Raw genomic sequence first — 24,400 nt, forward strand, 5'->3', positions numbered from 1 at the left:
AAGTGCTTTGATGCCGGGGAATGGCGCAGCGTGGATGCGGAGGGTGCCGCGTTGGCCGGATGCTTCGAAGGCGCCGAAATTGCCGAAAGCGCTGCGGGTTCGAAGCAGCTCGCACACTGCCAATTCCAGGCCGGTTGCATGTGGGTGGGTCGCGCGTCCCGTCAGCGGGCGCGCGCCCGGTTTTGTCCGTCATTATCGCCGAAGTCGGCAGGGGCGTGACGGCTAGCTTTCAATCCCAATTGCCAACGTTCTTCGATATGCGCATAATCAAATCGCTTTCGATTGACCGCAGGACGGTGTTCCCCAATCACCTTGGCGCGCCCGTTCACGTCATGTCTCCCGTCCCGGGTTGCGTGACGCTCATCCGGCAACGCGGCTCCCGAATCATGCCACCATGAATCAGCCGAAAATCAAAAGAGATCCTGAAGGCACCCGGCGTCGTATCCTGCTTGCCGCCGCGGAGGAGTTTGCAGCCGGTGGCCTGTTCGGCGCCCGCGTCGACCAGATCGCGCGCCGGGCCGAAACCAATGAACGCATGCTCTATTACTACTTCGGCAGCAAGGAGCAGTTGTTCACGGCGGTCCTGGAGCATGCGCTGTCCGCGCTCGTCGAAGCCGAGCGCACGCTCGAACTGGATGGCGTCGCGCCCATCGAAGCCATGACGCGGCTCGCGCATTTCGTCTGGGATTACTATCGCGATCATCCCGAACTGCTGCGTCTCATCAACAACGAGAACCTGCATGAAGCGCGCTACATCAAGGGATCGAACCGGATCCGCGAGCTGATTTCGCCCATCGTCACGACGCTGACCGCCATTCTCGAACGCGGCCAGAAAGCCGGGTTGTTCCGCAATGACGTCGAACCGCTCAAGTTCTACGTCACGCTCTCGGGTCTCGGTTATTACATCGTGTCGAACCGCTTCACGCTGGAAGCGACTTTCGGACTGGACTTCAACGAAGCCCATCAGCGCGAGCAGATCGTGCGCATGAATACCGAACTGTTATTGGCCTATCTGACGCGGCGCTGAAGGCCGTGTGGGTCGCAGAAAACAAAACGTCGCGCCTGGAAGCAGGCGCGACGTTTTTGTTGATGCTGCGCTGAAAGCGGACTTCAGGCGGGCACGGCTTCGCTCTTCGGCTGCTTGTCGTGTTCGAGGATGAACTCGCGCAGTTGCGGATACACCATCGTGCGCCAGCGGCGGCCCGAGAAGATGCCATAGTGGCCGGCCTTCTCTGCCGTGAAGTGGCGCTTGTTCTTCGCAGGCAGGCCGGTGCACAGGTCATGCGCGGCGCGCGTCTGGCCGCTGCCGGAGATATCGTCCAGCTCGCCTTCAATGGTGAACAGCGCCGTGTGCTTGATGTCCTGCGGACGCACCATCTCGCCATTCACTTCCCACGTGCCTTCCGCGAGCCGGAACTCCTGGAACACGATGCGGATGGTCTCGAGGTAATACTCGGCGGCCATGTCCAGCACGGCGTTGTATTCATCGTAGAAGCGGCGATGTTGCTCGGCGTCGTCGTCGTCGCCGCGCAGCAGGTTCTGATAGAAGTCCCAATGCGCGGTCAGATGGCGCTCCGGATTCATCGCGACGAAGCCCGCGTGCTGCAGGAAGCCCGGATAGACCTTGCGGCCGACGCCCGGATAGTTCGCCGGCACCGTATAGATGACGTTGTTCTCGAACCATTCGTAGGAATGCTCGTTCGCCAGCGAGTTGACCGACGTGGGGCTGCGGCGCGCGTCGATCGGGCCGCCCATCATCGTCATCGTGCGCGGCGTGTCTTCGCCGCGGCTCGCCATCAGCGAAATAGCGGCGAGCACGGGCACGGTCGGCTGGCACACCGAGATCACGTGCAGGTCCTTCGCGCCGATGTGACGGATGAACTCCTGGATGTACTCGACGTAGTCGTCCAGATGGAACGGACCGTTTTCGATCGGCACCATGCGGGCGTCGAGCCAGTCGGTGATGTAGACCTTGTGATCCTGCAGAAGGGTTTTCACCGTGTCGCGCAGCAGCGTCGAGTGATGGCCGGACAGCGGCGCGCACACCAGCACGATGGGTTCGTTCTTCAGCTTGGTGACGGTGGCGCTGTCGTCGGCGAAGCGCTTGAAACGGAGCAGCCGGCAGAAGGGCTTTTCGATGACCGTCTGCTCGACGATGGGAATGTTGTGACCGTCCTTGACGATCTGATGCAGTTCGAACTCCGGCTTTTCGTAATCCTTGCCCAGCCGATAGAGCAGTTCGTAAGCCGCGGCGAAGCGCGTGGAGCCGGGCACGTAGGCGAGGGGGCTGGCCGGGTTGACGAAGGACTTCGATGCGGCCTGAGCCCATGCTGTGAGGGGAGACAGCACGGCTCGCTGGAATTCGTGAATTTGATAGAGCATGGTTGCCCCGGTAACTCCGGTCGGAACCGGTACCCCGTTGATGCCTGCGACCCGAAAGACGGCCCGGCGACGACGTTCAACGGTACTGGATGATCCCCGGCTGCGCGGCGGGCTGACGCCGCACGACCGAGGCACTGTCTTTCTGCGATCACTGACGCTTCACAGGAAGCGATGCGCTTTGAACACTAACGAAACTTAACGACCGCAGCTTCTTCGATCTTGAGTGCAAGATTTTCCGGCTAATGCGCGTTCGATTCAATCGGTCGGTCGAAACTGCCGGCTTTTACACAACACTTCAGATATTGCTTAAAACAGGATACTTTTTGTGCGTTGCACCAATATTACCGTCCGAGCATTATTCTCGCCAGCAAAAACAAGCATTTAGGACTGCCCCGAGGCTGCGTCGATCTCCGCCTGCGCCGCGTCTTCCGCGTGGCCTTCGGAGCCGGAGGGCTGGCCGGTCGCCTTCGCCATCTCCTCTTCGTGACGCATCAGGTTCATCCCGGTGTGCACGAGCGCCACGTGCGTGAAGGCTTGCGGGAAATTCCCCACCATCCGGCGCGCCACGGTGTCGTATTCCTCTGCCAGCAGGCCGACATCGTTCGCCAGGCCCACGAGCCGCTCGAACATCGCGTGCGCTTCGTCGATCCGGCCCTGCAACGCCAGGTTGTCTACCAGCCAGAAGCTGCAAGCCAGAAATGTGCCTTCCCCCGGCGGCAAGCCATCCTCGACTTCGGTCGTGTGATAGCGCTTGACGAGACCATCGTGCGTCAAAGTGGTCTCGATCGCATGTACGGTGCCGATTACTCGCGGATCTTTTGGCGGCAGGAAACCCAGCAACGGGATCAGCAGGAGGTTGGCATCGAGCGCTTCGCTGCCGTAAGCCTGCGTGAACGAGTTGAGCTTCGGGTTCCAGCTCTTCTTCAGCACCTCGGCGCGGATGCGCGAGCGCATGTCGCGCCAGTGATCGATCGGGCCCGGCAGCTCGAAGGTTTCCGCCGACTTGATCGCGCGATCGTACGCTACCCACGCCATCACCTTCGAAAACGTGAAGTGCTGACGGCCGCCGCGCACTTCCCAGATGCCTTCGTCGGGTTCCTGCCAGACGGTGTCGAGATGCTGGAGCATCGCGCACTGGATCGACCAGGCGGTTTCGTCGCTCTGCAGGCCGCCCACGCGCGCGAGGTGCAGCGCGTTCATCACTTCGCCGTAGACATCGAGCTGCAACTGGTTGACCGCGCCGTTGCCGATGCGCACCGGCGCCGCGCCCTCGTAGCCCGGCAGCCAGGGCACTTCCCACTCAGGCAGGCGGCGCTCGCCCGCGATGCCGTACATGATCTGGATCTGCGCCGGCGAGCCGGCCATCACGCGGCCCAGCCAGGCGCGCCAGGCGCGGGCTTCGTCGTAGTAGCCGCCGCGCATCATCGCAAGCAGGGTGATGGTCGCGTCGCGCAGCCAGCAGTAGCGATAGTCCCAGTTGCGCGTGCCGCCCAGCTGTTCCGGCAGCGAGGTCGTCGGCGCGGCGACGATGCCGCCGGTCGGCTCGTAGGCCAGCGCCTTCAGCGTGATGAGCGAGCGGCGGATGGCCGGCGCCCACTGGCCGGTGAGTTCGCTGTGGCTCGACCATTCGCTCCAGTGGTTTTCGGTGCGGGCGAGCTGGGTGTGGGGATCGTGCGCGGGCGGCACGCGCAGGTGCGATTGCGAATAGCACAGCGAGAAGGGCACGCGTTCGCCCGGGCTGATATCGAAGCACGCGGTCGTGCGCATGTTCTCGCCGACGAGATCCACCGGCGTGCGCAACACGGCGAGATCGGGACCGGCGATCGCGCGGATGCCGCTGTCGTCGGGAAGACGGCTGACCCAGGGCACCGCCGAGCCATAGTCGAAGCGCAGCACCAGTTCCATCTTCATGCGCACCGTGCCGCGCCGTCCGACGACGATGCGCACGAGTTCCGAATGGCCATTGCGCAGGGGCATGAAGTCGATGATCGTCACCGCGCCCTGGGGCGTCTCGAAGTCGGTCTCGAGCACCAGCGTGTCGCCACGATAACGCCGCGTGATGACGGGCGTTTCGCCATCGGGCATCTCGGGGGCGAGCAGCCAGCGGCCATGTTCGGGCGTGCCGAGCAGCGCGGCGAAGCAGGCGGCGGAGTCGAAGCGCGGCCAGCAGAGCCAGTCGACCGAACCGTTGCGGGAGATCAGGGCGGCCGTGTGGCCGTCGCCGACCATGGCGTAGTCTTCAATCAAAGCGGGCATAAGCGAACATCTTCCTGCTTGCGGCGTGCGTAATGGGTCCACGCGCGCCGTGGGTTGAGCAAAGGATCCGGGACGCTGCACATCCTGGACGAAGCGCGGCGTCGTCGGACAAGGGTTTTGGATCGCGCCGCGTGCATGCCTTCTGGCCGCATTCTGCCGCAATCGTTCGATACGGGCAGGGAAACGCGCCATCTGGAAGCACGTCGTGTCGGCTCAGGCATGCGACTGCATGCCGCGCCGGTCTGGCGGAAAAAGACGGATCCAGCGCCGTTCCAGCCATTGATCCGCCTTTCGGCTGATGTTTAGAATGAGGTTTCGTGAAAGGATGCAGCGCCGATTCACGGGCGTAGCGCGATAAGCTGCTTTCACGAGTCTTTCCGTTGTGTTGCATTCGTCCTGTTTAATTGGTCCTGCTCATTGTCGCCACACGTGCGCAACGAGTACCGCCTTTAACGTAGCGTTTTCGAGGAACGGAATTCCATGCTCTATCCGTCGAAAGCCGATTGCATCGCCATTCTTTCTGCCGCCAGCGACATGCCGGACACGCAAGCGCTGCTCACGCTCGATCATCGGCATCTGGGCCTGTCGCGTAACGCCATGGAAACTGCCGCCGCTTTTCTCACTGAGCGCGGCTGCTTCAACCGCTACACCTTCGGCGTGAGCGGGGTATCGGTGGGCGCGCTGTCGCTGCAAGGGCGGCTGCGTCTGGATCGGCTCGCCAACGGCTGAGCCGCTGTTCCCGGCACACTTGCGCCGGGCTTTTCCGACTGAACACCTCTGACGCGGATGCGCGGCGCGAGCCGTGCATCCGCGTTCGCGCGTCTGTCGCAGCGGGAAAGGCGTGCGCGCCGCAGTGCTCAGAAATGCGTCGAGCCCATGCCGAACAGGCCGATCAGCCCGATGACGATCAGATAAATCGCGACAATGAAATTCAACAGTCGCGGCATGATGAGAATCAGGATCCCGGCGATCAGCGAAACCAGCGGTCCCAGTGCGAGATGTACGGTCATGGCGGCAACTCCTGTTGTTGGTTCGAATCGGTTGGCCCGTCGTGCGTGGTGTATCTTGGACTCGACACTGTCTTCTTGAAGTCCCGAAGCCGTCATGCGCCTTGCATGCCGTCGCTACCTTCGAGGCGCTTTGGAGCAGAACTTGCTCCCGCACGTCGTCGGCCATGCGAGGCCCGCGCAGGCTACGGTCGCGCATCGCCCCCTGAACAACACGCAGCAAAAAGACGATGAGGAGGTTTCATGCATTCGAGCCCAATCGGCGCATTCGGCGGCGTCACCACGCTCCCCCGCACCTTGCAAGACGCGCGCCTGACGCGCCGCAGGCCGGTGGCCTGGGTGCGCGGGATTGCGCTGATGCTGTCGCTGGCGGCAGCGCAGAGCTTCGCGCAAACGCCCGCCGCGCCGGCCTCGACGAGCAGTGCGGCGGACGGCGCGGCGGGCAATGCGGCCGGCTCGCAGGTCTTCGATCTGCTCATCGGCACCTATACGGCCGGCGGCAAGAGCGAAGGCATCTACGTCTATCGTTTCGACACGGCCAACGGCGAACTGTCGCGCATTGCGTCGGCGCAGACGGTAAATCCGTCGTATCTCGTCGTGAGCCGCGACCGGAATTACGTGTACGCCGTGAACGAATTGCCCGGCGACAACGGCCCCGCCTCGCAGCGTGGCGGCATCAGCGCGTTTCGCTTCGATCGCGCGAGCGGACAGCTGAGCTTTCTCAACCGGGTCTCTTCGGAAGGCAACGATCCCTGCTATCTCGCGATCTCGCCCGACGGCAAGTATCTGCTGACAGCCAACTACTCGGTCGCGTCGAATCCGGGCGGCAGCTTCGCGGTGTTCCCGCTGGCCGCCGATGGCCGAGTAGGCACCTCCGTCCTGACCGTGCATCACGAGGGCGCCGGTCCGGTGAAGGGACGCCAAGACAATTCGCACGTCCACTCGACGGTGTTCTCGCCTGACGGCAAGTATCTGTTCGCGCAGGATCTGGGCGTCGACAAGGTGTTTTCCTACCGCTACACGCCGGACCCGGCCGCGAGCAGCCGTGGCCTGTTCGGCCCGACCGAAGCGCGCTACACGCCGATCAAGCCAGGCTCCGGCCCGCGCCATCTGGTGTTCGACGCCAGCGGCCGGCACGCGTATCTGACGACGGAACTGAGCGCGTCCGTGCTCGTGTTCGACTACCGCGACGGCAAGCTGACGCAGACGCAAAGCGTGCCGATGTTCGCGTCGGGCTTCCGGGGCAAGATTGGCGGCGGGGCGCTGCATCTCTCGCCGGACGGACGCTTCCTGTACGCGACCAATCGCGGCGACGCGAACGAACTGGTCGCGTTCTCGGTCGATCCGTCGAACGGCCAGCTGAAGCTGCTGCACCGTTATCCGACGCTCGGCAAGACGCCGCGCGAATTCGCGATCGATCCGACCGGGCGCTGGCTCGTCGTCGGCAATCAGGAAAGCGACAGCGTCTACTTCTACCGGCGCGATCCGCAGACGGGCGAGCTTGCGTCGGATCCGAAGCAGCTGTCGATCGGCTCACCGGTCGATTTCAAGTTCGTTTCGCCTTCCTGAACGCGGGCGTTTGACGCGCCGGCGTTCCGACGACGATGAAGCGAAGCCTCCTCATGCTGTTCACGGCGTTTGCGCCGTGCGCGCCGCTCGTGGCGCATGCGGCCGATGGCCAGTGCGACTACCAGCGCGACTGGATGGCGTCGGCGTGCGAGCGGGTGACGCGCGTCGCGCGCGACGGCACCTGGGATCTCTACGTGACGGGCTATGGCTGGCACATCGACGGCTTCGACAACCGCAAGGAACTGAATCCGTGGTCATACGGCGGCGGCCTGGGCAAGCACTGGACGGGCGCCGACGGCAACGAGGACATCCTGTTCGCTTTCGCGTTCTCGGATTCGCATCACAACGTCGAGCCGATCGGCGGTTACGCGCGCCAGTGGTACACGAAGCCGGTGCTGGGCGGTTTGCAGGCGGGCGGGGGATTCTTCGTCGGCGTGACCGCGCGCAGCGACGTGGCGCACTATGCGCCGTTGCCGCTCGCGTTGCCGGTGGGTTCGGTGCGATACCGGCGCGCGTCCGTCATGGCGACGATCATCCCGCGCATCCCGGGCCTCAACGACGGCGACGTCGCGTTCTTCTGGGGGCGCTACGAGTTCTAGTACGATGCGACGCACCGCCGTTCTTCGGCTCTCATGCAGCGAAAGCCTCGGTTGATGCAGACACAAGGCAACAGCAGGGAAGCACTTTGAATACGACCAGACCGATCGAAGCGCGCGAACGCGCGACGGACTCTCACCACCCCGGCGAAAAAAGCGACGCCTCGGCGCCGCCGGGTTTCATCACGGCATTTCGCTTTACCGGCGGCCAGGCGCTGCGGCTGACCTGGGACGAGGCGCGTGCGTCGATCGTCGGCGAGAACATGACGTGGCTGCATCTGTCCGCCAACGACGACACCGTCGAAGGCTGGCTCGAAGGCGTCGCGTCGATGCCGGATGTGGCGCGCGAATTCCTGAACGGCGAGGACAAGCGGCCGCGCGTGCATATCGGCACGAACTTCATGTATGGCGTCGTGGCGGATCTCGAACTCGTCGCGAAGACGGCCAATGCGGCCGCGCCCGATGCGCGCGAGGCGAACCGCGCGACCGGCGCGCTGCGCTTCTATGTCGACCGGCACCGGATGATCACGGTGCGCGCGCGGCCGCTGCAATCCACCGACCGCCTGCGTCATGCGCTGCTCGAAGGCACGACCTTCCGCGATCCGGTGGATCTCTTCGCGGGCCTGATCCGCGCGCTGAACGACACCTTCGCGGATCGCATCGACGAACTCGGCGACTGTCTCGACGATGTCGAGGAAACCGTGCTCGAAGGCGGGCATTCACGCTGCCGCGCGCTGCTGGGCGATGTGCGGCGGCGCATCGTGGAGGTGAAGCGCTTCATCGATCCGGAGCGCAATGCGCTGACCCAGCTCGTGCTGCGCCGGCTCGAATGGGCCGAGCCGCGTTCGATGGAAGCGCTGGTGCAGGCGATCCAGGTGCTCAATGGCCTCGGCGGCGGGCTTGAAGGACTTTACGAGCGCGCCAAGCTGCTGCAGGACGAGATCGCGGCGGCGCTCTCCGAGGACATCAACCGCAAGCTGCTGTGGCTGGCGATCATGTCGGCCTTGCTGTTGCCGGCGACGCTCGTGACCGGCATCTTCGGCATGAACGTGGCGGGACTGCCGGGCACGAAGGACCCGGCGTCGTTCTGGGTGGTCGTGGGCGTGATGACGGCGTGCGCCGCCATCACGATCTTCCTGCTGCGCCGCTTGCGGCTCTGGTGAGGTCCGGGCCCGCGCCCGGACGCCGGCCTTACTCGCCCGGTCCGGGCGGCGCGAGCACTTCGCGGTTGCCGTTGCTGCCCATCGGCGAGACCAGGCCGGCGCTTTCCATCTGCTCGACCAGCCGCGCCGCGCGGTTATAGCCGATGCGCAACTGCCGCTGCACCGACGAAATCGACGCGCGCCGCGTCCGCACGACGAAGGCCACGGCTTCGTCGTAGAGCGGATCGGCTTCGGCGTCCGGCGTGTCGCCGAACAGGTCCTGGGTGCCGCCTTCCGATGTCGGACCCGACAGGATGCCTTCCTCGTATTCCGGCTCGCCGAACTGCTTCAGATGCTCGACCACGCGATGCACTTCGTCGTCGGCGACGAACGCGCCGTGCACGCGCTGCGGATAGCCGGTGCCGGGCGGCAGGAACAGCATGTCGCCGGCGCCCAGCAGCGATTCCGCGCCCATCTGGTCGAGGATCGTGCGCGAATCGATCTTCGATGACACCTGGAACGCCACGCGCGTCGGAATGTTCGCCTTGATGAGGCCGGTGATGACATCGACGGACGGACGCTGGGTAGCGAGAATCAGGTGGATGCCGGCCGCGCGCGCCTTCTGCGCGAGCCGCGCGATCAGCTGCTCGATCTGCTTGCCGGCGACCATCATCAGGTCGGCCAGTTCGTCGATGATGACGACGATGAGCGGCAGCGTCGAGAGCGGCTCGGGCGCGTCGGGCGTGAGCGAGAACGGGTTCGAGAGCTTCTTGCCGGCGGCTTCGGTGTTGCGGATCTTCTGGTTGAAGCCCTGCAGGTTGCGCACGCCGACCGCCGACATCAGGCGATAGCGCTTCTCCATCTCGCCGACACACCAGTTGAGCGCGTTCGACGCGAGCTTCATGTCGGTCACGACGGGCGCGAGCAGATGCGGGATGCCTTCGTAGACCGAGAGCTCGAGCATCTTCGGGTCGATCATGATGAGGCGCACGTCCTCGGGCTTCGCCTTGTAGAGCAGCGAGAGGATCATCGCGTTGACCGCGACCGACTTGCCCGAGCCGGTCGTGCCCGCGACCAGCATGTGCGGCGCCTTCGCGAGATCCGTGACCACCGGATTGCCGACGATGTCCTTGCCCATCGCGATGGTCAGGTTCGACTTCGACGTGCGATAGACGTCGTCGCGGAGGATCTCCGAGAGGCGGATCATCTGGCGCTTCGGATTGGGCAGTTCGAGGCCCATGCAGGTCTTGCCGGGAATCGTCTCGACGACGCGGATCGACGTGAGGCCGAGGCCGCGCGACAGATCCTTCATCAGGCCGACGATCTGGCTGCCGCGCACGCCGAGCGCCGGCTCGACCTCGAAGCGCGTGATCACCGGTCCGGCCGATGCGCCGACCACCGTCACCGGCACCTTGAATTCCTGCAGGCGTTGCTCGATCAGCTGGCCGGTTTCGAGCAGACGCTCTTCGGATACGGGCTCGCTTTCGTCGGCGGCGGGCTCGAGCAGGTCGAGGCCGGGCAATTCGACGGGCGACGCGTGCGGTGCGTGGAATTCGAATTCGGTCGAGGTGAAGCCGCGTACGGGCGCGCGGGGTTCGGCCGGGGAGGGCGCTGGGGCCGGTGTCGAGGCCGGTGCTGCAGCCGGTGTGGCGGTCGTCGTGATCGGAAAGCGCACGATGTTCGAGCGCGACGCCCATTCGTCGCCCGCCACCTGGCGCCAATCCTCGTCTTGCTCATCCTCCAGCGCTTCCTCGACGGGTGCGTCGAGCATGTGCAGGCGCGGCGGCGCCGGCGGCTCGACGCTGTCGAGCACGGTTTCGGGCAGGTCCAGCCACGGCGGCGTCTGGTCGGCGTCGCGCAGGGCTTCGTCGGGCGGCGTCACGGCAGCAGACGGCTCGCTGATTTCAGGCAGCGGCGGTTCCGGCGGGAGGGCGGCTTCCGGTGCAGGCTCTGCGGCGTGTGCGTCGATTTCGGGTTCGGGTTCGGGCGGCGCGGGCGGCATGACAGGCAGCGGCGATGCCAACGGCTCAGGCACGCGCATCTCGAATAAAGGCGCAGGTTCGACGAGCGCCGGCGCAATCAGGTGCGCGTCGATCAGCGGGGTGTCGGTGAAATCGTCGTGCTCGCGATGTGCGTGCGGTTCGGCAATCGCTGTCTGCTCGACATCAGTCTCGCTCGACTCGTGCGAGGTGGACACGGTCTGAGCGGGCAAGGTTTCGTCGCTCGCCGGCTGGCCCGATCTCGCCATCGCCACGTGTCCGCGCGCGAGGCTCGCGCCGGCCAGCGAGGTCCACAAGGCCGTTTTCTCCTCGATGGAACGCAGCGTCGCCTGAATCGATTCGGGCGCGGGCGGAGGGCCGGCCGGTGCGGGCGGCGTCGGCGGACGGGAAAACGCGGGCGCGACCAGCGGGGCGGGCGTGAATTCGCGCGCGACGGGTGCAGCGCCCGGATTCAACGGTGCGCGTCTGACGCCGCCGGATGCAGGTTGCGAACCCGTGACCGGGCCGCGTGCAGCGGTGCGCGCGCCTGCGGCGGCGGGCGCGGGCGCCGTGGCGAATGCGCTCACCGAACTCGCCGCGGGCACAGTGCGCTGTGCGGGCATCGACGTGGGGGTTCCGCGCGGGCGGTTCACGCCCGGATTCACGCCCGGGTTGATGGGAGCGGGCTTAGGGGTGGCGGGCGCGTCGGCGGCGATGGAGGCCCGCAGGCCCGAACCCGACGCCGCGAACGCGGACGCCTGGCGCGCCGGATAAGGTGAACGGCCGTCGCGGGCGGCGACGGAAGACGGCGTACCGGGCTTCAGCCAGCCAGCAGGCGCGACGGGTTCGCTCGGTTGCGGACGGAGCGCGGCATCGCCGATGTCGGCGGCTCCGTGCGTGTTGCGGGTAGCGCTCTTGCCCACGGCGGGCGGGCGCCACGGCGTCGGCCGTTGATAGCGGCTGCCGCGTCTGGCCGTAGGCAGGCCGAGCGTCGGTTCGTCGGGCGGTACGCGCGACGACGGCGCGTCGAAGCGCTCGGCACGCACGCTGCGCTCTGGGACATCGCGCGGGGCACGCGTGGCGCGGGCCTGCGCGCGGCGCTCGAACCAGCCGGCCGACTTGTCGCGGGCCGATTGCGCTGATTGCGCTGATTGTGCTGATTGTGCCCGGCTTTCCCGGGGCCGCGCTTCGGCGGAACGTTCGCGGGGCGTGAGCCAGCTTTGCGGCAAGCCGAAGCCGAAGGCCTCGTCGGCCCAGGCGAGCACGCTGCGCCAGCTGAACTCGACCAGCCACGGCAGGAAGATGGCCAGCACCAGCGCGGCCAGCGCGCCCGCGCCGGCCGGATGCGCCAGTTCGCTCAGGGCCGATGCGAGCGCGCGCCCGCATCGGTTGATGTTCAACTGCGTCTCGAGCGAACGAGTCAGCGTTCCTTCGAGGATGCTGCTTGAAAGCAGCACGGCGATGAAGCCGAGCCAGAGGCGGATCGTGCCGGGGCCGCGGCGCGCGGCGCCGCCCGGCAACGCCAGCCTGACGAGGCGCCAGAGCAGGAAGCCGAACCAGATGACCGATGCACCGAACCAGCCGAGAACTACCATGTGCATGCCTGAGATTGAACCAATGTTGAATGAGACTGGAAGTGCTGCCCGGCCGGGCGTGTTGCGCGAGGAGGCCGGGCGGTTGGAGCGAGCAGTTTAACGGGTGGCGCGTCTGCCCATGTGCCTGCGCATGTGCTTGCCCCTGTGCCTGCCGCAAGCACGCAACACATGCGTTCATGGATTCGCCATGTTCGCTGTGCGCACGCCGGGTTCACTTGGCGTGCGGCGCGAAGACGAGGACCTGGCCGTCCTCCAGCGTGAGCTGCAGCGACTGCGGCGGATTCATCTGCACGCCGCTTTTCGCGACATGCGCGAGGCCGTCCAGATAGGGCTGCTCGAGCGCGGCACCCGTGCCGCCCGGGCAAGCCATGCGTGTGCCCGCGAGCGGACCGAAGCTGAGCTTGCCGTCCTTCAGGTCGTACGTGCCGGCAAAGCGGTTGCAGCCCGCGAAGCCGCTCGCGCGTCGGCGGCCGCTGGAGGTCGAGAAATCGAGCGTGAGGGGCTGGCCGGAACGGGCGGCATCGGTTTGAGCGGTGCCCTGGACATCGCCCGGGAGCGCGCGGGTCTGGCCGTTCGCATCGGTCCAGCGGGTCAGCTGCCATTGGGTGTCGTCGAGCAATTGCGTCGCGGCGGGATTGTACGGATCGGTGGGCGGTGCGCTCGCGTCCGAATGTTTCGGGATCGCGCAGCCGGCAACCAGGCTCGCGACCACGAACGCTGCGCCCGCTCCGGCGGCCGTGCGCGTGACCCGCGAGAAGAAGCGCGACGAAAAACGGGACGATGGACGCGCAGCGGATGCGCGAAAGAGGGACGTGAGCATCGATGATCCTGGAGCGGGCGAAACCGTAAGCGTATCGCACTCGTCCTACGATTTGTCCAGCGACAAAGCGCAACAAGCAGCAACAAGCGGCAAGTGAATTGTCGCCGCAACGATTGCGACGGGCAGGGAATTCAATCGTGCCGATGCAGGTCAACCGGCGAAATGCCGAGGCCGCCGGCGAACTTTCGGTTCTGTCCGCTGGCCAAACGGACGAGTCTCGCGGCGCGGACGCTGCGTGTTAACATCCGGCCCAATTCTGCGGATTCCGCCGCCGCAGCACGTTCAGCATTCAACACTTCACGTTTCATTCCGGAGCACGTCATGTCCATCGTTTCACCCCGCACAGCCGCGACCGGCCCGCAAGCCGCCAACACGGGCGCATCGCGCATCGGCACGCCGCTGTCGGCGCACGCCACGCGCGTCATGCTGCTGGGCGCGGGCGAGCTCGGCAAGGAAGTGATCATCGCGTTGCAGCGGCTGGGCGTGGAGGTGATCGCCGTGGACCGTTATGCGAATGCACCGGGTCATCAGGTCGCGCATCGCGCCCATGTGATCGACATGACCGACGCCGCCGCGCTGCAAGCGCTGGTCGAACAGGAACAGCCGCATCTGATCGTGCCGGAGATCGAGGCCATCGCCACGGACGCGCTCGCGGCCATCGAAGCGGCGGGCCAGGTCACGGTGATCCCGACCGCGCGCGCCACGCAGCTCACGATGAATCGCGAGGGCATTCGCCGGCTCGCCGCCGAAACGCTCGGCCTGCCCACTTCGCCTTACGCCTTCGCCAACTCGCTCGACGAACTGAAGGCCGCGATCGGCCGGATCGGTTTTCCGTGCGTGGTGAAGCCGGTGATGTCGTCGTCGGGCAAGGGGCAGTCGGTGCTCAGGAGCGAGGCCGACGTCGAGCCCGCATGGCAGTACGCGCTGGCCGGCGGGCGCGTGAATCACGGGCGCGTGATCGTCGAGGGGTTCGTCGATTTCGAGTACGAGATCACGCTGCTCACAGTGCGTGCGGCGGACCCCGTCAGCGGCGCGACGCAGACGTATTTCTGCGAGCCGGTCGGCCACGTGCAGGTGGCGGGCGACTATGTCGAGTCCTGGCAGCCGCAGGCCATGAGCCCGGTCGCGCTCGAACGCGCGCGCGAGGTGGCGGCCCAGGTGACGACGGCGCTCGGCGGGCGTGGCTTGTTCGGCGTCGAGCTGTTCGTGCGCGGCGACGACGTGTGGTTCTCGGAAGTCAGCCCGCGCCCGCACGATACGGGGCTGGTGACGCTGGCCACGCAACGTTTCTCGGAGTTCGAACTGCACGCGCGGGCCATCCTCGGCTTGCCCGTCGATACGGCCTTGCGCACGCCCGGCGCGTCGGCTGTGATCTATGGCGGGCTGGACGAAGCGGGCATCGCGTTCGAGGGTGTCGCGGAGGCGCTCGCGGTGCCGGGTGCGGACCTGCGCCTGTTCGGCAAGCCTGAGAGCTTCGTGAAGCGCCGCATGGGCGTCGCGCTGGCGACGGGCGCTGATATCACCGAAGCACGCGAACGCGCGCGCGAGGCGGCGTCGAAGGTGCGGCCTGTGAAGGTTGAATGAAGCGGGTTGAATGAATGCGCGGCTGATCGGGCCGACGGGAGCAGACAAGTGAAAGCAAGCATGCTGGCCGCGCTGATCGCGGTCACCCTGGGTCTCTCGGGATGCGGACTGGCGGCCGCGCCGTGCCGGATTGCCTCGGCGGGACTGAAGATCGTGCCGGTGGTCGGGCATGTGGCGGCCGCGCCCACCGACGCCTGCGCCGACGTCATCGATCCCTGACGGCGGAACACCTGCCGGATGCACATGCGAAGCCACCGCGCCGACCTCAACACGAACCCGAAACGAACCATGAAGACACTTCCCGCATTCGCCATTGCCATGGTGCTCGGCGCGCTGGGCGCCCAGGCCGCGCAGGCCATGCCGCTGACCGTGCCGCAAATCCAGACGGCAACGACGCAAAATGTGCGCTACGACTGCAAGGACGGCAAGACCGTGTCCGTGCAGTACACCAACGCGCGGAATCATCAGAGCTTCGCAACGCTGACCGTCGACGGGCGCAAGCTGCTGTTCGTCGGTGTCGTCGCGGCATCGGGCGCGAAATACGTCGCCGATCAGTACACATGGTGGACCAAGGGCCCGCAGGCCAACCTCTACGATGAGATGGCCGCGAAAGACTCGCCGCCGCTGCTGGCCGATTGCGTCGAACGCAAGTAATACGGTTAGTACGGCCGGGAGCCAGGGCATCGGAACCTGCCCAAGCGTGCGGCAGGCTCCGCGCCGCTGCGGGCGGCCCGCCGATGCGGCCGGAGCGCTTGTGCAGGCGGTGCTACAATATGCGGCTTTACGGCCTCGGTAAGTGCGTGGTCGGGCAGTACCCGGTGGGGTGGCGTCGCTTGCGGCCACGCTGTCGGAGCCAGGCGCCAGCGGCCAACCGAGCATTGCCGCAGTGGTCCGGGGCTGAAATAGCTGGCCAAGGGCCTGCAGCGAAATGGCTCATTCGCGGCTCATTCGCCCGCTGCACGGCGCCCGACAGGCCGGCAACGCTTCTCCGTCCGGCGGCGACGCTGCCATGGAAACGTCACGGAAAGCGTGTTCCATCGACGCAGACCTGCAAGCCGCAGATTCCGCAATTGAACAGGGCGACCCGGGCTCGCTCACGAACGCAGTGCCCGGCATCACGCGCCCGCGCGCGTCCGACGCGCCGCGAACGCACCGAAACACATCCGCGTAGGGAACCGGACTGGACCCGGACTGGACCGAATGCCACCGAAGTCATCGGTCGCGCCAGATCGACCGGTTCCTTATGCTTTCCGCATCGAGCGGATTTTTAGCGATAGCCAAATATAGTCACCATGTCCGATTCCGTCGCCACGAACCCGTCCACCGCCGAGGCCGCCGCGCCTACGTTCGACCAGTTCGGTTTGTCCGCCGACATCCTGAAAGCGGTGCGCGAGTCCGGCTACACCACGCCGACGCCCATCCAGGCACAGGCCATCCCGGTCGTGCTCGCCGGCCGCGACGTCATGGGCGCCGCCCAGACCGGCACCGGCAAGACCGCCAGCTTTTCGCTGCCCATCATTCAACGGCTGTTGCCGAACGCCAATACCAGCGCGTCGCCGGCGCGCCATCCCGTGCGCGCGCTGATGCTCACGCCGACGCGCGAACTCGCCGACCAGGTCGCCGCAAACGTGCAGACCTACTCGAAGCACACGCCGTTGCGCAGCACGGTGGTGTTCGGCGGCGTCGACATGAATCCGCAGTCGGACGCGCTGCGCCGCGGCGTCGAGATCGTGATCGCAACGCCGGGGCGTCTGCTCGATCACGTCCAGCAAAAGACGGTGAATCTCGGCCAGGTGCAGATGCTCGTGCTCGACGAAGCCGACCGCATGCTCGACATGGGCTTCCTGCCGGACCTGCAGCGCATCCTGAACCTGCTGCCGAAGGAGCGCCAGACCTTGCTGTTCTCGGCCACCTTCTCGGGTGAGATCAAGAAGCTGGCGTCGACCTACCTGCGCAACCCGCAGACCATCGAGGTTGCGCGCAGCAACTCGACGAACGCGAACGTGCGGCAGATCGTCTACGAAGTTCACGAGAGCGACAAGTCGGGCGCAGTCGCGCAACTGATCCGCGACCGCGAGCTCAAGCAGGTCATCGTGTTCTGCAACAGCAAGATCGGCGCGAGCCGTCTGGCGCGCGTGCTGGAACGCGACGGCATTGTCGCTACCGCGATTCACGGCGACCGCTCGCAGAGCGAGCGCATGCAGGCGCTCGACGCGTTCAAGCGCGGCGAAGTCGAAGCGCTGGTCGCGACCGACGTGGCCGCGCGCGGGCTCGACATCGCCGAGCTGCCCGCCGTCATCAATTTCGACCTGCCGTTCAATGCGGAAGACTATGTGCACCGCATCGGCCGCACGGGGCGCGCGGGCGCATCGGGCGACGCGCTTTCGCTGTGCAGCGCCAACGAGCGCAAGCAACTGGCGGACATCGAGAAGCTGATCAAGCGTCCGCTCGAAGTCGAGCCGCTGGAAGTGAAAATGCCCGCTCGTCGCGACGGGTCGGGTTCGTCTTCGCCGCGTCGTGAAGAGCGCTTCGGCCGTGCGGAGCGGGGCGAGCGCAGCGAGCATCGTCACGCGCCGCGCGAAGACGGTGCTCGCCGTCGCGGGCCGGCCGGGCATGATCGTCCGCGCGGCCGCCAGCAGCCGGTCGACGAGTTCTTCCTGAAGCCTTACGAGCCGTCGCCGTCGGCGATCAAACGTCAGGACGAAACGGTCGAACCCGAACGCAAGAGCACGCCGAAGCAGCCGCTCGCAGCCTTGCTCGGCGGGCTGGGAATGCCGCGCAAGACGTCGTGACGTCGTGATGTCCTGATTGCATTGCTGAGTGAATGAACAAGGCAGCCCGCGCGGCTGCCTTTTTCTATTGCGCGTTCTATTACACGTCCGGCCCGTAGCGTTTCGCCCATGCGCTGGTCGCTGCGCGATAGAAGGCGTCGAGCGTATCCGCCGACACCTCGATGCCCAGATGCCGCGCGGCCTCGATCAGCGCGCCGAGCGGCGCGTGACGGTCGAGCGGCGCGGCGCCCGTCTGCTTGCTGAGCTTCTCGCCGCTCGCGCTGTTGACCACCGGCACATGCAGATAGTCCGGCGTCGGCACGCCGAGACACCGTTGCAGATAGATCTGCCGCGCGGTGGAGTCGAGCAGATCGGCGCCGCGCACGACATGCGTGATGCCGGCTTCGGCATCGTCGACGACGACCGCCAGCTGATACGCCCACAGTCCGTCCGCGCGCCGCAACGCGAAATCGCCGACTTCGGTCGCGAGATTCTGGGTCTGCGGATCCTGCCAGCGATCGATGAAACGGATGCATGCCGCATCGCCGTCCGGCACGCGCAGGCGCCATGCGCGCGCGGGTTTGCCATGCAGACCGTCGCGGCACGTGCCGGGGTAGGCGAGCGTTGCGTGGCGTTCATGGGCCTGCACGAGCGAATCCGCGATCTCGCGCCGCGTGCAGCCGCACGGATAGACGAGCCCGGTCGCCTGCAAGCGCTCGAACGCGGCCTGATACGCGGCGTCGCGCGTGCTTTGCCAGACCGGCGGCGCATCCGAATTCATGCCGAAATGCGCGAGCGTCGCGAGTATCTCGTCGGCGGCGCCGGCGACGGTGCGCGGTGCATCGACGTCCTCGATCCGCACGATCCAGCTGCCGCCGTGTGCCCGCGCATCCAGGAAGCTCGCGAGCGCGCTCACGAGCGAGCCGGCATGCAGCGGACCGGTCGGCGAGGGCGCGAAGCGGCCGCGGTAGGTCATCGGGCGTGGCTCAGGCCGCCTGGCTGTCACCGGTCTTTGCGTCCGGATGGCACGCGGGACAGGTCTTGCCCGGCGTGTAGTACGGCGACTTCTGTGCTTCGGCCGGCACCACCGCGCGGCAGCCGAAGCATTGCGCGGTTGCGGTCGGCTGGAGCTCGGGGTTGAGCGCGGTGCGGTAGTCGAACACGAAGCACTCGCCCGCGTAGTGCGCGCCGCCGACTTCCTCGAAGTATTTGAGAATGCCGCCTTCGAGCTGATACACGTGATCGATGCCCACTTCCTTCATGTGGATCGCGGCCTTCTCGCAGCGAATGCCGCCGGTGCAGAAGGACACGACCGTCTTGCCTTCGAGATCCGCGCGATTCTGCTCGATGACTTCCGGAAACTCGCTGAATTTCGTGATGCGGTAATCGAGCGCATGCTCGAACGTGCCGACATCGACCTCGAACGCATTGCGCGTGTCGAGCATCACAACCGGACGGCCTGCGTCGTCGTGGCCGCGGTCGAGCCAGGCTTTCAGCGTGGGGGCATCGACGGAAGGTGCGCGGCCGAGTTCCGGCCGGATGGCGGGCTTCTTCATCGTGATGATTTCGCGCTTGAGCTTCACCAGCATGCGGCGGAACGGCTGCTTTTCGGAGAGGCTTTCCTTGAACTGCAGGTCGGCGAAGCGGCCGCCGAAGAGCGCGTCGCCGCGCAGGTAATCGATGAAGGCGCGGACTTCGGCAATCGGCCCGGCGATGAAAAGATTGATGCCCTCCGGCGCCAGCAGGATCGTGCCCTTGAGGCCGAGCGCGTTGCAGCGTTCGGTGACGAGCGGCCGCCAGGCCGGGCCGTCTTCGATGGTGACGAATTTATAGGCGGAGAGGTTCAGGATGCTCATGATCGGACGGCGCGCGAAACGGCTGTAACGGGTAAAAAGTGCGGCGGGAAGCAGCCGCGCAAAGGCCGTATTATCTCGCAAACGGCGCGCGTGTTCGTCGCGCGCCGCAAGGCTCGTCCGGCCGTTCCGCCAAGGCTTGCGATTGCGCAAGCTGGCCGCGTGGCCAGGGCCTTGTCCGTTCGGCCAGCGCGCCCGCCCGCCGGTTCGCGCGAACGACCCGCATGTACAATACCGCCATGTCAGATCCCCGCTTCGTTCATCTCCGCGTCCACTCCGAATTCTCGATTGCCGACGGCATCGTGCGGCTGGACGACGTCGTCAAAGCTGCCGCAAAAGACGGTCAGGGCGCGCTCGCGCTGACCGACCTCGGCAACGCCTTCGGGCTCGTGCGTTTCTACAAGGAAGCGCGTGGCAAGGGTGTCAAGCCCATCGCCGGTTGCGACGTCTGGATCACCAATCCCGCCGACCGCGACAAGCCCGCGCGCCTGCTCCTGCTCGTGCGCGACAAGCAGGGCTATCTCAACCTGTGCGAGCTGTTGAGCCGCGCATGGCTGACGAACCAGTATCGCGGCCGCGCCGAGGTGCTGACCGAGTGGCTCGAAGAGGGACTCGCCGAAGGTCTGCTGGCGCTGTCCGGCGCGCAGACGGGCGATATCGGCATGGCGTTCGCGGCCGGCAATGCGGCCAGCGCGCAACGTCACGCGGAACGCTGGGCCAAACTGTTTCCGGATGCGTTCTATATCGAACTGCAACGCGCCGGCCAGCCGGGCGAGCAGGCGTATATCCAGGAAGCGGTCAGGCTCGCGGCGAAGCTGCGCCTGCCGGTGGTCGCCACGCATCCGATGCAGTTCATGACGCCCGACGACTTCACCGCGCACGAAGCGCGCGTGTGCATTTCGGAAGGCGACATCCTGGCCAATCCGCGTCGGCAGAAGCGTTTCACGCAGGACCAGTTTTTCCGCACGCAGGACGAGATGTGCGCGCTGTTCGCGGACATTCCTTCCGCGCTCGCGAATACGGTCGAGATCGCGCGGCGCTGCAACCTCACGCTCGAACTCGGCAAGCCGAAGCTGCCGCTGTTCCCGACGCCGGACGGCATGTCGCTGGACGACTACCTCGTGCAGCTGTCGAAGGAAGGGCTCGAAGTCCGTCTGGAACAGCTGTATCCGGATACCGCCGAACGCGACGCGCAGCGCGAGACCTATTACGCGCGGCTCGACTTCGAATGCGGCACGATCATCAAGATGGGCTTTCCGGGCTACTTCCTGATCGTCGCCGACTTCATCATGTGGGCCAAGAACAATGGCGTGCCGGTGGGTCCGGGCCGCGGTTCGGGCGCCGGCTCGCTGGTCGCGTATGCGCTCGGCATCACGGACCTGGACCCGCTGCGCTACAACCTGCTGTTCGAGCGCTTCCTGAATCCGGAACGCGTGTCGATGCCCGACTTCGACATCGACTTCTGCCAGGAAGGCCGCGACCGCGTCATCCAGTACGTGAAAGGCAAGTACGGCGCGGACGCCGTGTCGCAGATCGCCACCTTCGGCACCATGGCCGCGAAGGCAGCGGTGCGCGACATCGGCCGGGTGCTCGATCTCGGCTACATGTTCACCGACGGCGTCGCGAAGCTGATCCCGTTCAAGCCGGGCAAGCACGTGACCATCGCGGACGCGATGAAGGAAGAGCCCACGCTGCAGGAACGCTTCGACGCCGAAGACGAAGTGCACCAGCTGCTCGAACTTGCGCAGCGCGTGGAAGGGCTGACGCGCAACGTCGGCATGCACGCGGGCGGCGTGCTGATCGCGCCGGGCAAGCTCACCGACTTCTGCCCGCTCTATACGCAGGGCGAGGACGGCGGCGTCGTCAGCCAGTATGACAAGGACGACGTGGAAGCGGTCGGCCTCGTCAAGTTCGACTTTCTGGGCCTGACCACGCTCACCATCCTGGACTGGGCCGAGCGCTACATCCGCCGTCTGGATCCTTCGAAGCAGGACTGGAATCTCGCGCAGGTGCCGCTCGACGATCCGGCTTCGTTCTCCATCCTGAAGAAGGCCAACACGGTCGCCGTGTTCCAGCTGGAAAGCCGCGGCATGCAGGGCATGCTGAAGGACGCGCAGCCGGACCGCTTCGAGGACATCATCGCGCTGGTGGCGCTGTACCGGCCGGGCCCGATGGACCTGATCCCCAGCTTCTGCGCGCGCAAGCACGGACGCGAGATCGTCGAGTATCCGGACCCGCGCGTCGAGCCTGTCCTGAAAGAGACCTACGGCATCATGGTCTACCAGGAGCAGGTGATGCAGATGGCGCAGATCATCGGCGGCTACTCGCTCGGCGGCGCGGACTTGCTGCGTCGCGCGATGGGCAAGAAGAAGGCCGAGGAGATGGCGCAGCATCGCGAGATCTTCGCGGAAGGCGCGGCGAAGAACGGCCTCGCGCGCGCCAAGTCCGACGAGATCTTCGACCTGATGGAGAAGTTCGCGGGCTACGGCTTCAACAAGTCGCACGCAGCGGCCTACGCGCTGCTCGCCTATTACACGGCGTGGCTCAAGGCGCATCATCCGGCGGAATTCATGGCGGCCAACATGTCGCTCGCCATGGACGACACCGACAAGGTCAAGATCCTCTTCGAGGACTGCGCGACCAACGGCCTCAAGGTGCTGCCGCCGGACATCAACCAGTCGGCGTACCGCTTCGAGCCGGTCGCGGAAGCCAGTGGCGCGCGCTCGAAGACCATCCGCTATGGTCTCGGCGCGATCAAGGGCAGCGGGCAGAACGCCATCGAGGAAATCCTGCGCGCGCGCGCGGACGGGCCGTTCACCGACCTGTTCGACTTCTGCGAGCGCATCGACCGCCGCGTGGTGAACCGCCGCACGGTGGAAGCGCTGATCCGTTCGGGCGCGTTCGACACCATGCACGCGAACCGCGCGCAACTGCTCGCCTCCGTGCCGATGGCAATGGAAGCCGCGGACCAGGCAGCCGCCAATGCGATGCAGGCCGGACTCTTCGACATGGGTGACGCGCCGCTCGCGAAGCACGAGTATGTCGAGGAAGCAGAGTGGTCGGACAAGAAGCGGCTGCAGGAAGAGAAGACCGCGCTCGGCTTCTATCTGTCGGGTCACCTGTTCGACGCCTACAAGGGTGAAGTGCGCCGCTTCGTGCGCCAGAAGGTCGGCGAATTGAAGGAAGGGCGCGACAAGCTGATCGCAGGCGTGATCTCCTCGATGCGCACGCAGATGACCCAGCGCGGCAAGATGCTGATCGTCAATCTCGACGACGGCAGCGGCCAGTGCGAAGTCACCGTGTTCAACGAACAGTTCGAGGCGAACAAGGCGCTGTTCAAGGAAGACGAACTGCTCGTCGTGCAGGGCATGGCGCGCAATGACGCGTTCACGGGCGGCATCCGTTTCACCGTCGATACCGCGATGGACCTGGAGCGCGCCCGCAGCCGCTATGCGCAGTCCGTGAAGGTCGAGATGAACGGCAACGCGGATTCGCTGCGCCTGCGCCGTGTGCTCGAAGCGCACGCGGCGGGCGCGCAGAGCGAAGCGCCGCCGCCCGCGCGCGACAACGGCCGTGAGAATGGCCGCGACGGCGGGCGTTCGCGGCAGCCTGCACCTATCCCGAACGGTTTGAACGTGAGCGTCGTGTATCGCAGCGAGCACGCGGAAGGCGAAGTGCGTCTGGGCGACGCCTGGCGCGTCAAGCCCACCGACGAACTCATCCTGGCGCTGCGCGGCGAGTTCGCGGGCAGCGCGATCGAGATCGTCTACTGATGCGGCTCGGCATTTCAGCGAATGCGCTGAAGCATTCCGGCGGTCTCGAACGCTACGCGATGGACCTCGTGCGCGGCCTCGCCGCCGCCGGCTTCGAATGCCGCGACAAGCCCGCGTTCTTCGCACGCAAGATCGACACTTCGCTGCCGGAGAGCAAGCTCGTCGAGGCGCATCGGATCAAGGTGTCGTTCCTGCCGGGCAAGCTGCGCGACGCGTATTTCTCGTGGACATTGAAGCGCGCCCGCAAGAAGGCAAAGGTGGACGTGCTGATCGGCTGCAATCGCGTCGAGGGGTCGGAGATCGCGATCTGCGGCGGCACGCATATCGGCTTCCTGCGCGCCACCGGGCGGCGCGAGAAAGCGTCGGACACGCGGCAGATCGCGCTGGAACGCCGGCAATACGCGCAGGCCGAGGTCATCGTGGCCCATTCGGACATGATGGCCGACGAACTGCGCACGCTCTATCACGTCGATTCCGCGAAGATCCGCGTGCTGTATCCGCCGGTGGATCGCGCGCGTTTCGCACCGGTGGATGCCGCCGCGCGCGCGCGTTTGCGCGAACAGTTCGGTTTCAAGGAAGGCGAGACGGTGCTGCTGTTTCCGTCGAGCAGTCACGAGCGCAAGGGCCTGCCGCTGATCGAACAGGCGCTGGCCGGCATGAACGTCGTGGTGGCCGTCGCGGGCCGCGCGCCGGACTCGCCCGCCGCGAACGTGCGCTATATCGGCTACGTGAAGAACATCGAGGATGCCTACCGCGCCGCGGATTTCACCATTCTCGCGTCGAGCTACGAGCCGTTCGGGCTGGTCGGCATCGAATCGGTCATGTGCGGGACGCCGGTGATCTTCCCGGCGTGCATCGGCTGCTGCGATGCCATCGCGGACCACGCCAAGCACGTGTTCCAGTCGGGCGACGCGGACGATCTGCGCCGCACCGTGCACACCGCTCTCGCGTCGCGCCGCCCCGGCGAACGCGAACGCGTGGGCGCCGACGCCGTGCGCTATGACGCGGAGGTGGCTTCGCACGTCGGCGCGCTGGTCGAGCTGGCGCGCGGCATCGCCGGGAAACGGCGCTGA

Annotated in this window: 19 protein-coding genes; 11 read left to right on the top strand and 8 right to left on the bottom strand. The window is 66.1% G+C overall.

Annotated features, from left to right (window positions below):
- Positions 1-161: 161 nt before the first annotated feature.
- Entirely contained in the window at positions 162-329 is a 168-nt protein-coding gene (locus QCE83_RS04245) for a hypothetical protein (RefSeq protein WP_309807806.1), read from the bottom strand.
- Positions 330-394: 65 nt separating this feature from the next.
- On the opposite strand from QCE83_RS04245, the gene QCE83_RS04250 reads away from it, so the two are divergent.
- The gene (locus QCE83_RS04250) at positions 395-1,027 is read left to right on the top strand and encodes a TetR family transcriptional regulator (protein WP_309807808.1); all 633 of its coding nucleotides are present in this window, start codon (positions 395-397) and stop codon (positions 1,025-1,027) included.
- A gap of 83 nt (positions 1,028-1,110) precedes the next feature.
- Here QCE83_RS04250 and QCE83_RS04255 read toward each other — a convergent pair whose 3' ends face one another.
- Complete coding sequence (locus QCE83_RS04255) at positions 1,111-2,382, bottom strand: polyhydroxyalkanoate depolymerase (RefSeq protein ID WP_309807809.1); 1,272 nt, start codon at positions 2,380-2,382, stop codon at positions 1,111-1,113.
- A 381-nt stretch (positions 2,383-2,763) separates the two neighbouring features.
- Positions 2,764-4,638, bottom strand: a complete 1,875-nt coding sequence (locus tag QCE83_RS04260) for a glycoside hydrolase family 15 protein (protein WP_309807810.1) — start codon at positions 4,636-4,638, stop codon at positions 2,764-2,766.
- A 480-nt stretch (positions 4,639-5,118) separates the two neighbouring features.
- On the opposite strand from QCE83_RS04260, the gene QCE83_RS04265 reads away from it, so the two are divergent.
- Positions 5,119-5,367 (top strand): hypothetical protein, encoded by a 249-nt coding sequence (locus QCE83_RS04265; RefSeq protein ID WP_309807811.1) that lies wholly within the window; start codon positions 5,119-5,121, stop codon positions 5,365-5,367.
- A gap of 128 nt (positions 5,368-5,495) precedes the next feature.
- Here the strand turns inward: QCE83_RS04265 and QCE83_RS04270 are convergent, their stop codons facing one another.
- Positions 5,496-5,648: a DUF3096 domain-containing protein gene (locus QCE83_RS04270; protein WP_309807812.1), complete on the bottom strand. Its 153-nt coding sequence runs from the start codon at positions 5,646-5,648 to the stop codon at positions 5,496-5,498.
- 240 nt (positions 5,649-5,888) lie between these two features.
- On the opposite strand from QCE83_RS04270, the gene QCE83_RS04275 reads away from it, so the two are divergent.
- The 3 genes from QCE83_RS04275 (at position 5,889) to QCE83_RS04285 (ending at position 8,973) form a co-directional block, all read left to right on the top strand.
- Positions 5,889-7,214, top strand: a complete 1,326-nt coding sequence (locus tag QCE83_RS04275) for a lactonase family protein (protein ID WP_309807813.1) — start codon at positions 5,889-5,891, stop codon at positions 7,212-7,214.
- 35 nt (positions 7,215-7,249) lie between these two features.
- Positions 7,250-7,813 carry an antimicrobial peptide resistance and lipid A acylation PagP gene (locus tag QCE83_RS04280; RefSeq protein ID WP_309807815.1) on the top strand — a complete coding sequence of 188 codons (564 nt, stop codon included), beginning with the start codon at positions 7,250-7,252 and terminating at the stop codon, positions 7,811-7,813.
- An 86-nt stretch (positions 7,814-7,899) separates the two neighbouring features.
- Complete coding sequence (locus QCE83_RS04285) at positions 7,900-8,973, top strand: transporter (RefSeq protein ID WP_309807816.1); 1,074 nt, start codon at positions 7,900-7,902, stop codon at positions 8,971-8,973.
- A gap of 28 nt (positions 8,974-9,001) precedes the next feature.
- Here QCE83_RS04285 and QCE83_RS04290 read toward each other — a convergent pair whose 3' ends face one another.
- Positions 9,002-12,526, bottom strand: coding sequence for a DNA translocase FtsK (locus tag QCE83_RS04290; RefSeq protein ID WP_404984120.1), 3,525 nt, complete (start codon positions 12,524-12,526; stop codon positions 9,002-9,004).
- Between the two features lie 211 nt (positions 12,527-12,737).
- Entirely contained in the window at positions 12,738-13,346 is a 609-nt protein-coding gene (locus tag QCE83_RS04295; protein ID WP_309807818.1) for an META domain-containing protein, read from the bottom strand.
- Between the two features lie 321 nt (positions 13,347-13,667).
- On the opposite strand from QCE83_RS04295, the gene purT reads away from it, so the two are divergent.
- The 4 genes from purT to QCE83_RS04315 all read left to right on the top strand — a co-directional run bounded on the left by purT (position 13,668) and on the right by QCE83_RS04315 (position 17,722).
- A complete protein-coding gene (purT, locus tag QCE83_RS04300) occupies positions 13,668-14,930 on the top strand; it encodes a formate-dependent phosphoribosylglycinamide formyltransferase (protein ID WP_309807819.1) in 1,263 nt (420 codons plus the stop codon).
- Between the two features lie 60 nt (positions 14,931-14,990).
- Entirely contained in the window at positions 14,991-15,149 is a 159-nt protein-coding gene (locus QCE83_RS04305) for a DUF6726 family protein (protein ID WP_309811450.1), read from the top strand.
- A gap of 69 nt (positions 15,150-15,218) precedes the next feature.
- Positions 15,219-15,584, top strand: a complete 366-nt coding sequence (locus QCE83_RS04310; RefSeq protein ID WP_309807821.1) for an MliC family protein — start codon at positions 15,219-15,221, stop codon at positions 15,582-15,584.
- Between the two features lie 638 nt (positions 15,585-16,222).
- The gene (locus QCE83_RS04315) at positions 16,223-17,722 is read left to right on the top strand and encodes a DEAD/DEAH box helicase (protein ID WP_309807822.1); all 1,500 of its coding nucleotides are present in this window, start codon (positions 16,223-16,225) and stop codon (positions 17,720-17,722) included.
- 79 nt (positions 17,723-17,801) lie between these two features.
- Here QCE83_RS04315 and gluQRS read toward each other — a convergent pair whose 3' ends face one another.
- Together gluQRS and QCE83_RS04325 are read right to left on the bottom strand one after the other, a co-directional pair.
- Positions 17,802-18,677: a tRNA glutamyl-Q(34) synthetase GluQRS gene (gene gluQRS, locus QCE83_RS04320; RefSeq protein WP_309807823.1), complete on the bottom strand. Its 876-nt coding sequence runs from the start codon at positions 18,675-18,677 to the stop codon at positions 17,802-17,804.
- Positions 18,678-18,687: 10 nt separating this feature from the next.
- The gene (locus tag QCE83_RS04325; protein ID WP_309807824.1) at positions 18,688-19,557 is read right to left on the bottom strand and encodes a sulfurtransferase; all 870 of its coding nucleotides are present in this window, start codon (positions 19,555-19,557) and stop codon (positions 18,688-18,690) included.
- 221 nt (positions 19,558-19,778) lie between these two features.
- Here QCE83_RS04325 and dnaE point away from each other — a divergent pair, with 221 nt between their 5' ends.
- Both dnaE and QCE83_RS04335 read left to right on the top strand, forming a co-directional pair.
- A complete protein-coding gene (gene dnaE / locus QCE83_RS04330; RefSeq protein ID WP_404984121.1) occupies positions 19,779-23,327 on the top strand; it encodes a DNA polymerase III subunit alpha in 3,549 nt (1,182 codons plus the stop codon).
- A complete protein-coding gene (locus QCE83_RS04335; protein WP_309807826.1) occupies positions 23,327-24,400 on the top strand; it encodes a glycosyltransferase family 4 protein in 1,074 nt (357 codons plus the stop codon). The genes dnaE and QCE83_RS04335 overlap by 1 nt, the downstream gene beginning before the upstream one ends.

The sequence above is a fragment of the Caballeronia sp. LZ034LL genome (assembly GCF_031451215.1).
In the GTDB taxonomy this organism is placed as follows: domain Bacteria; phylum Pseudomonadota; class Gammaproteobacteria; order Burkholderiales; family Burkholderiaceae; genus Caballeronia.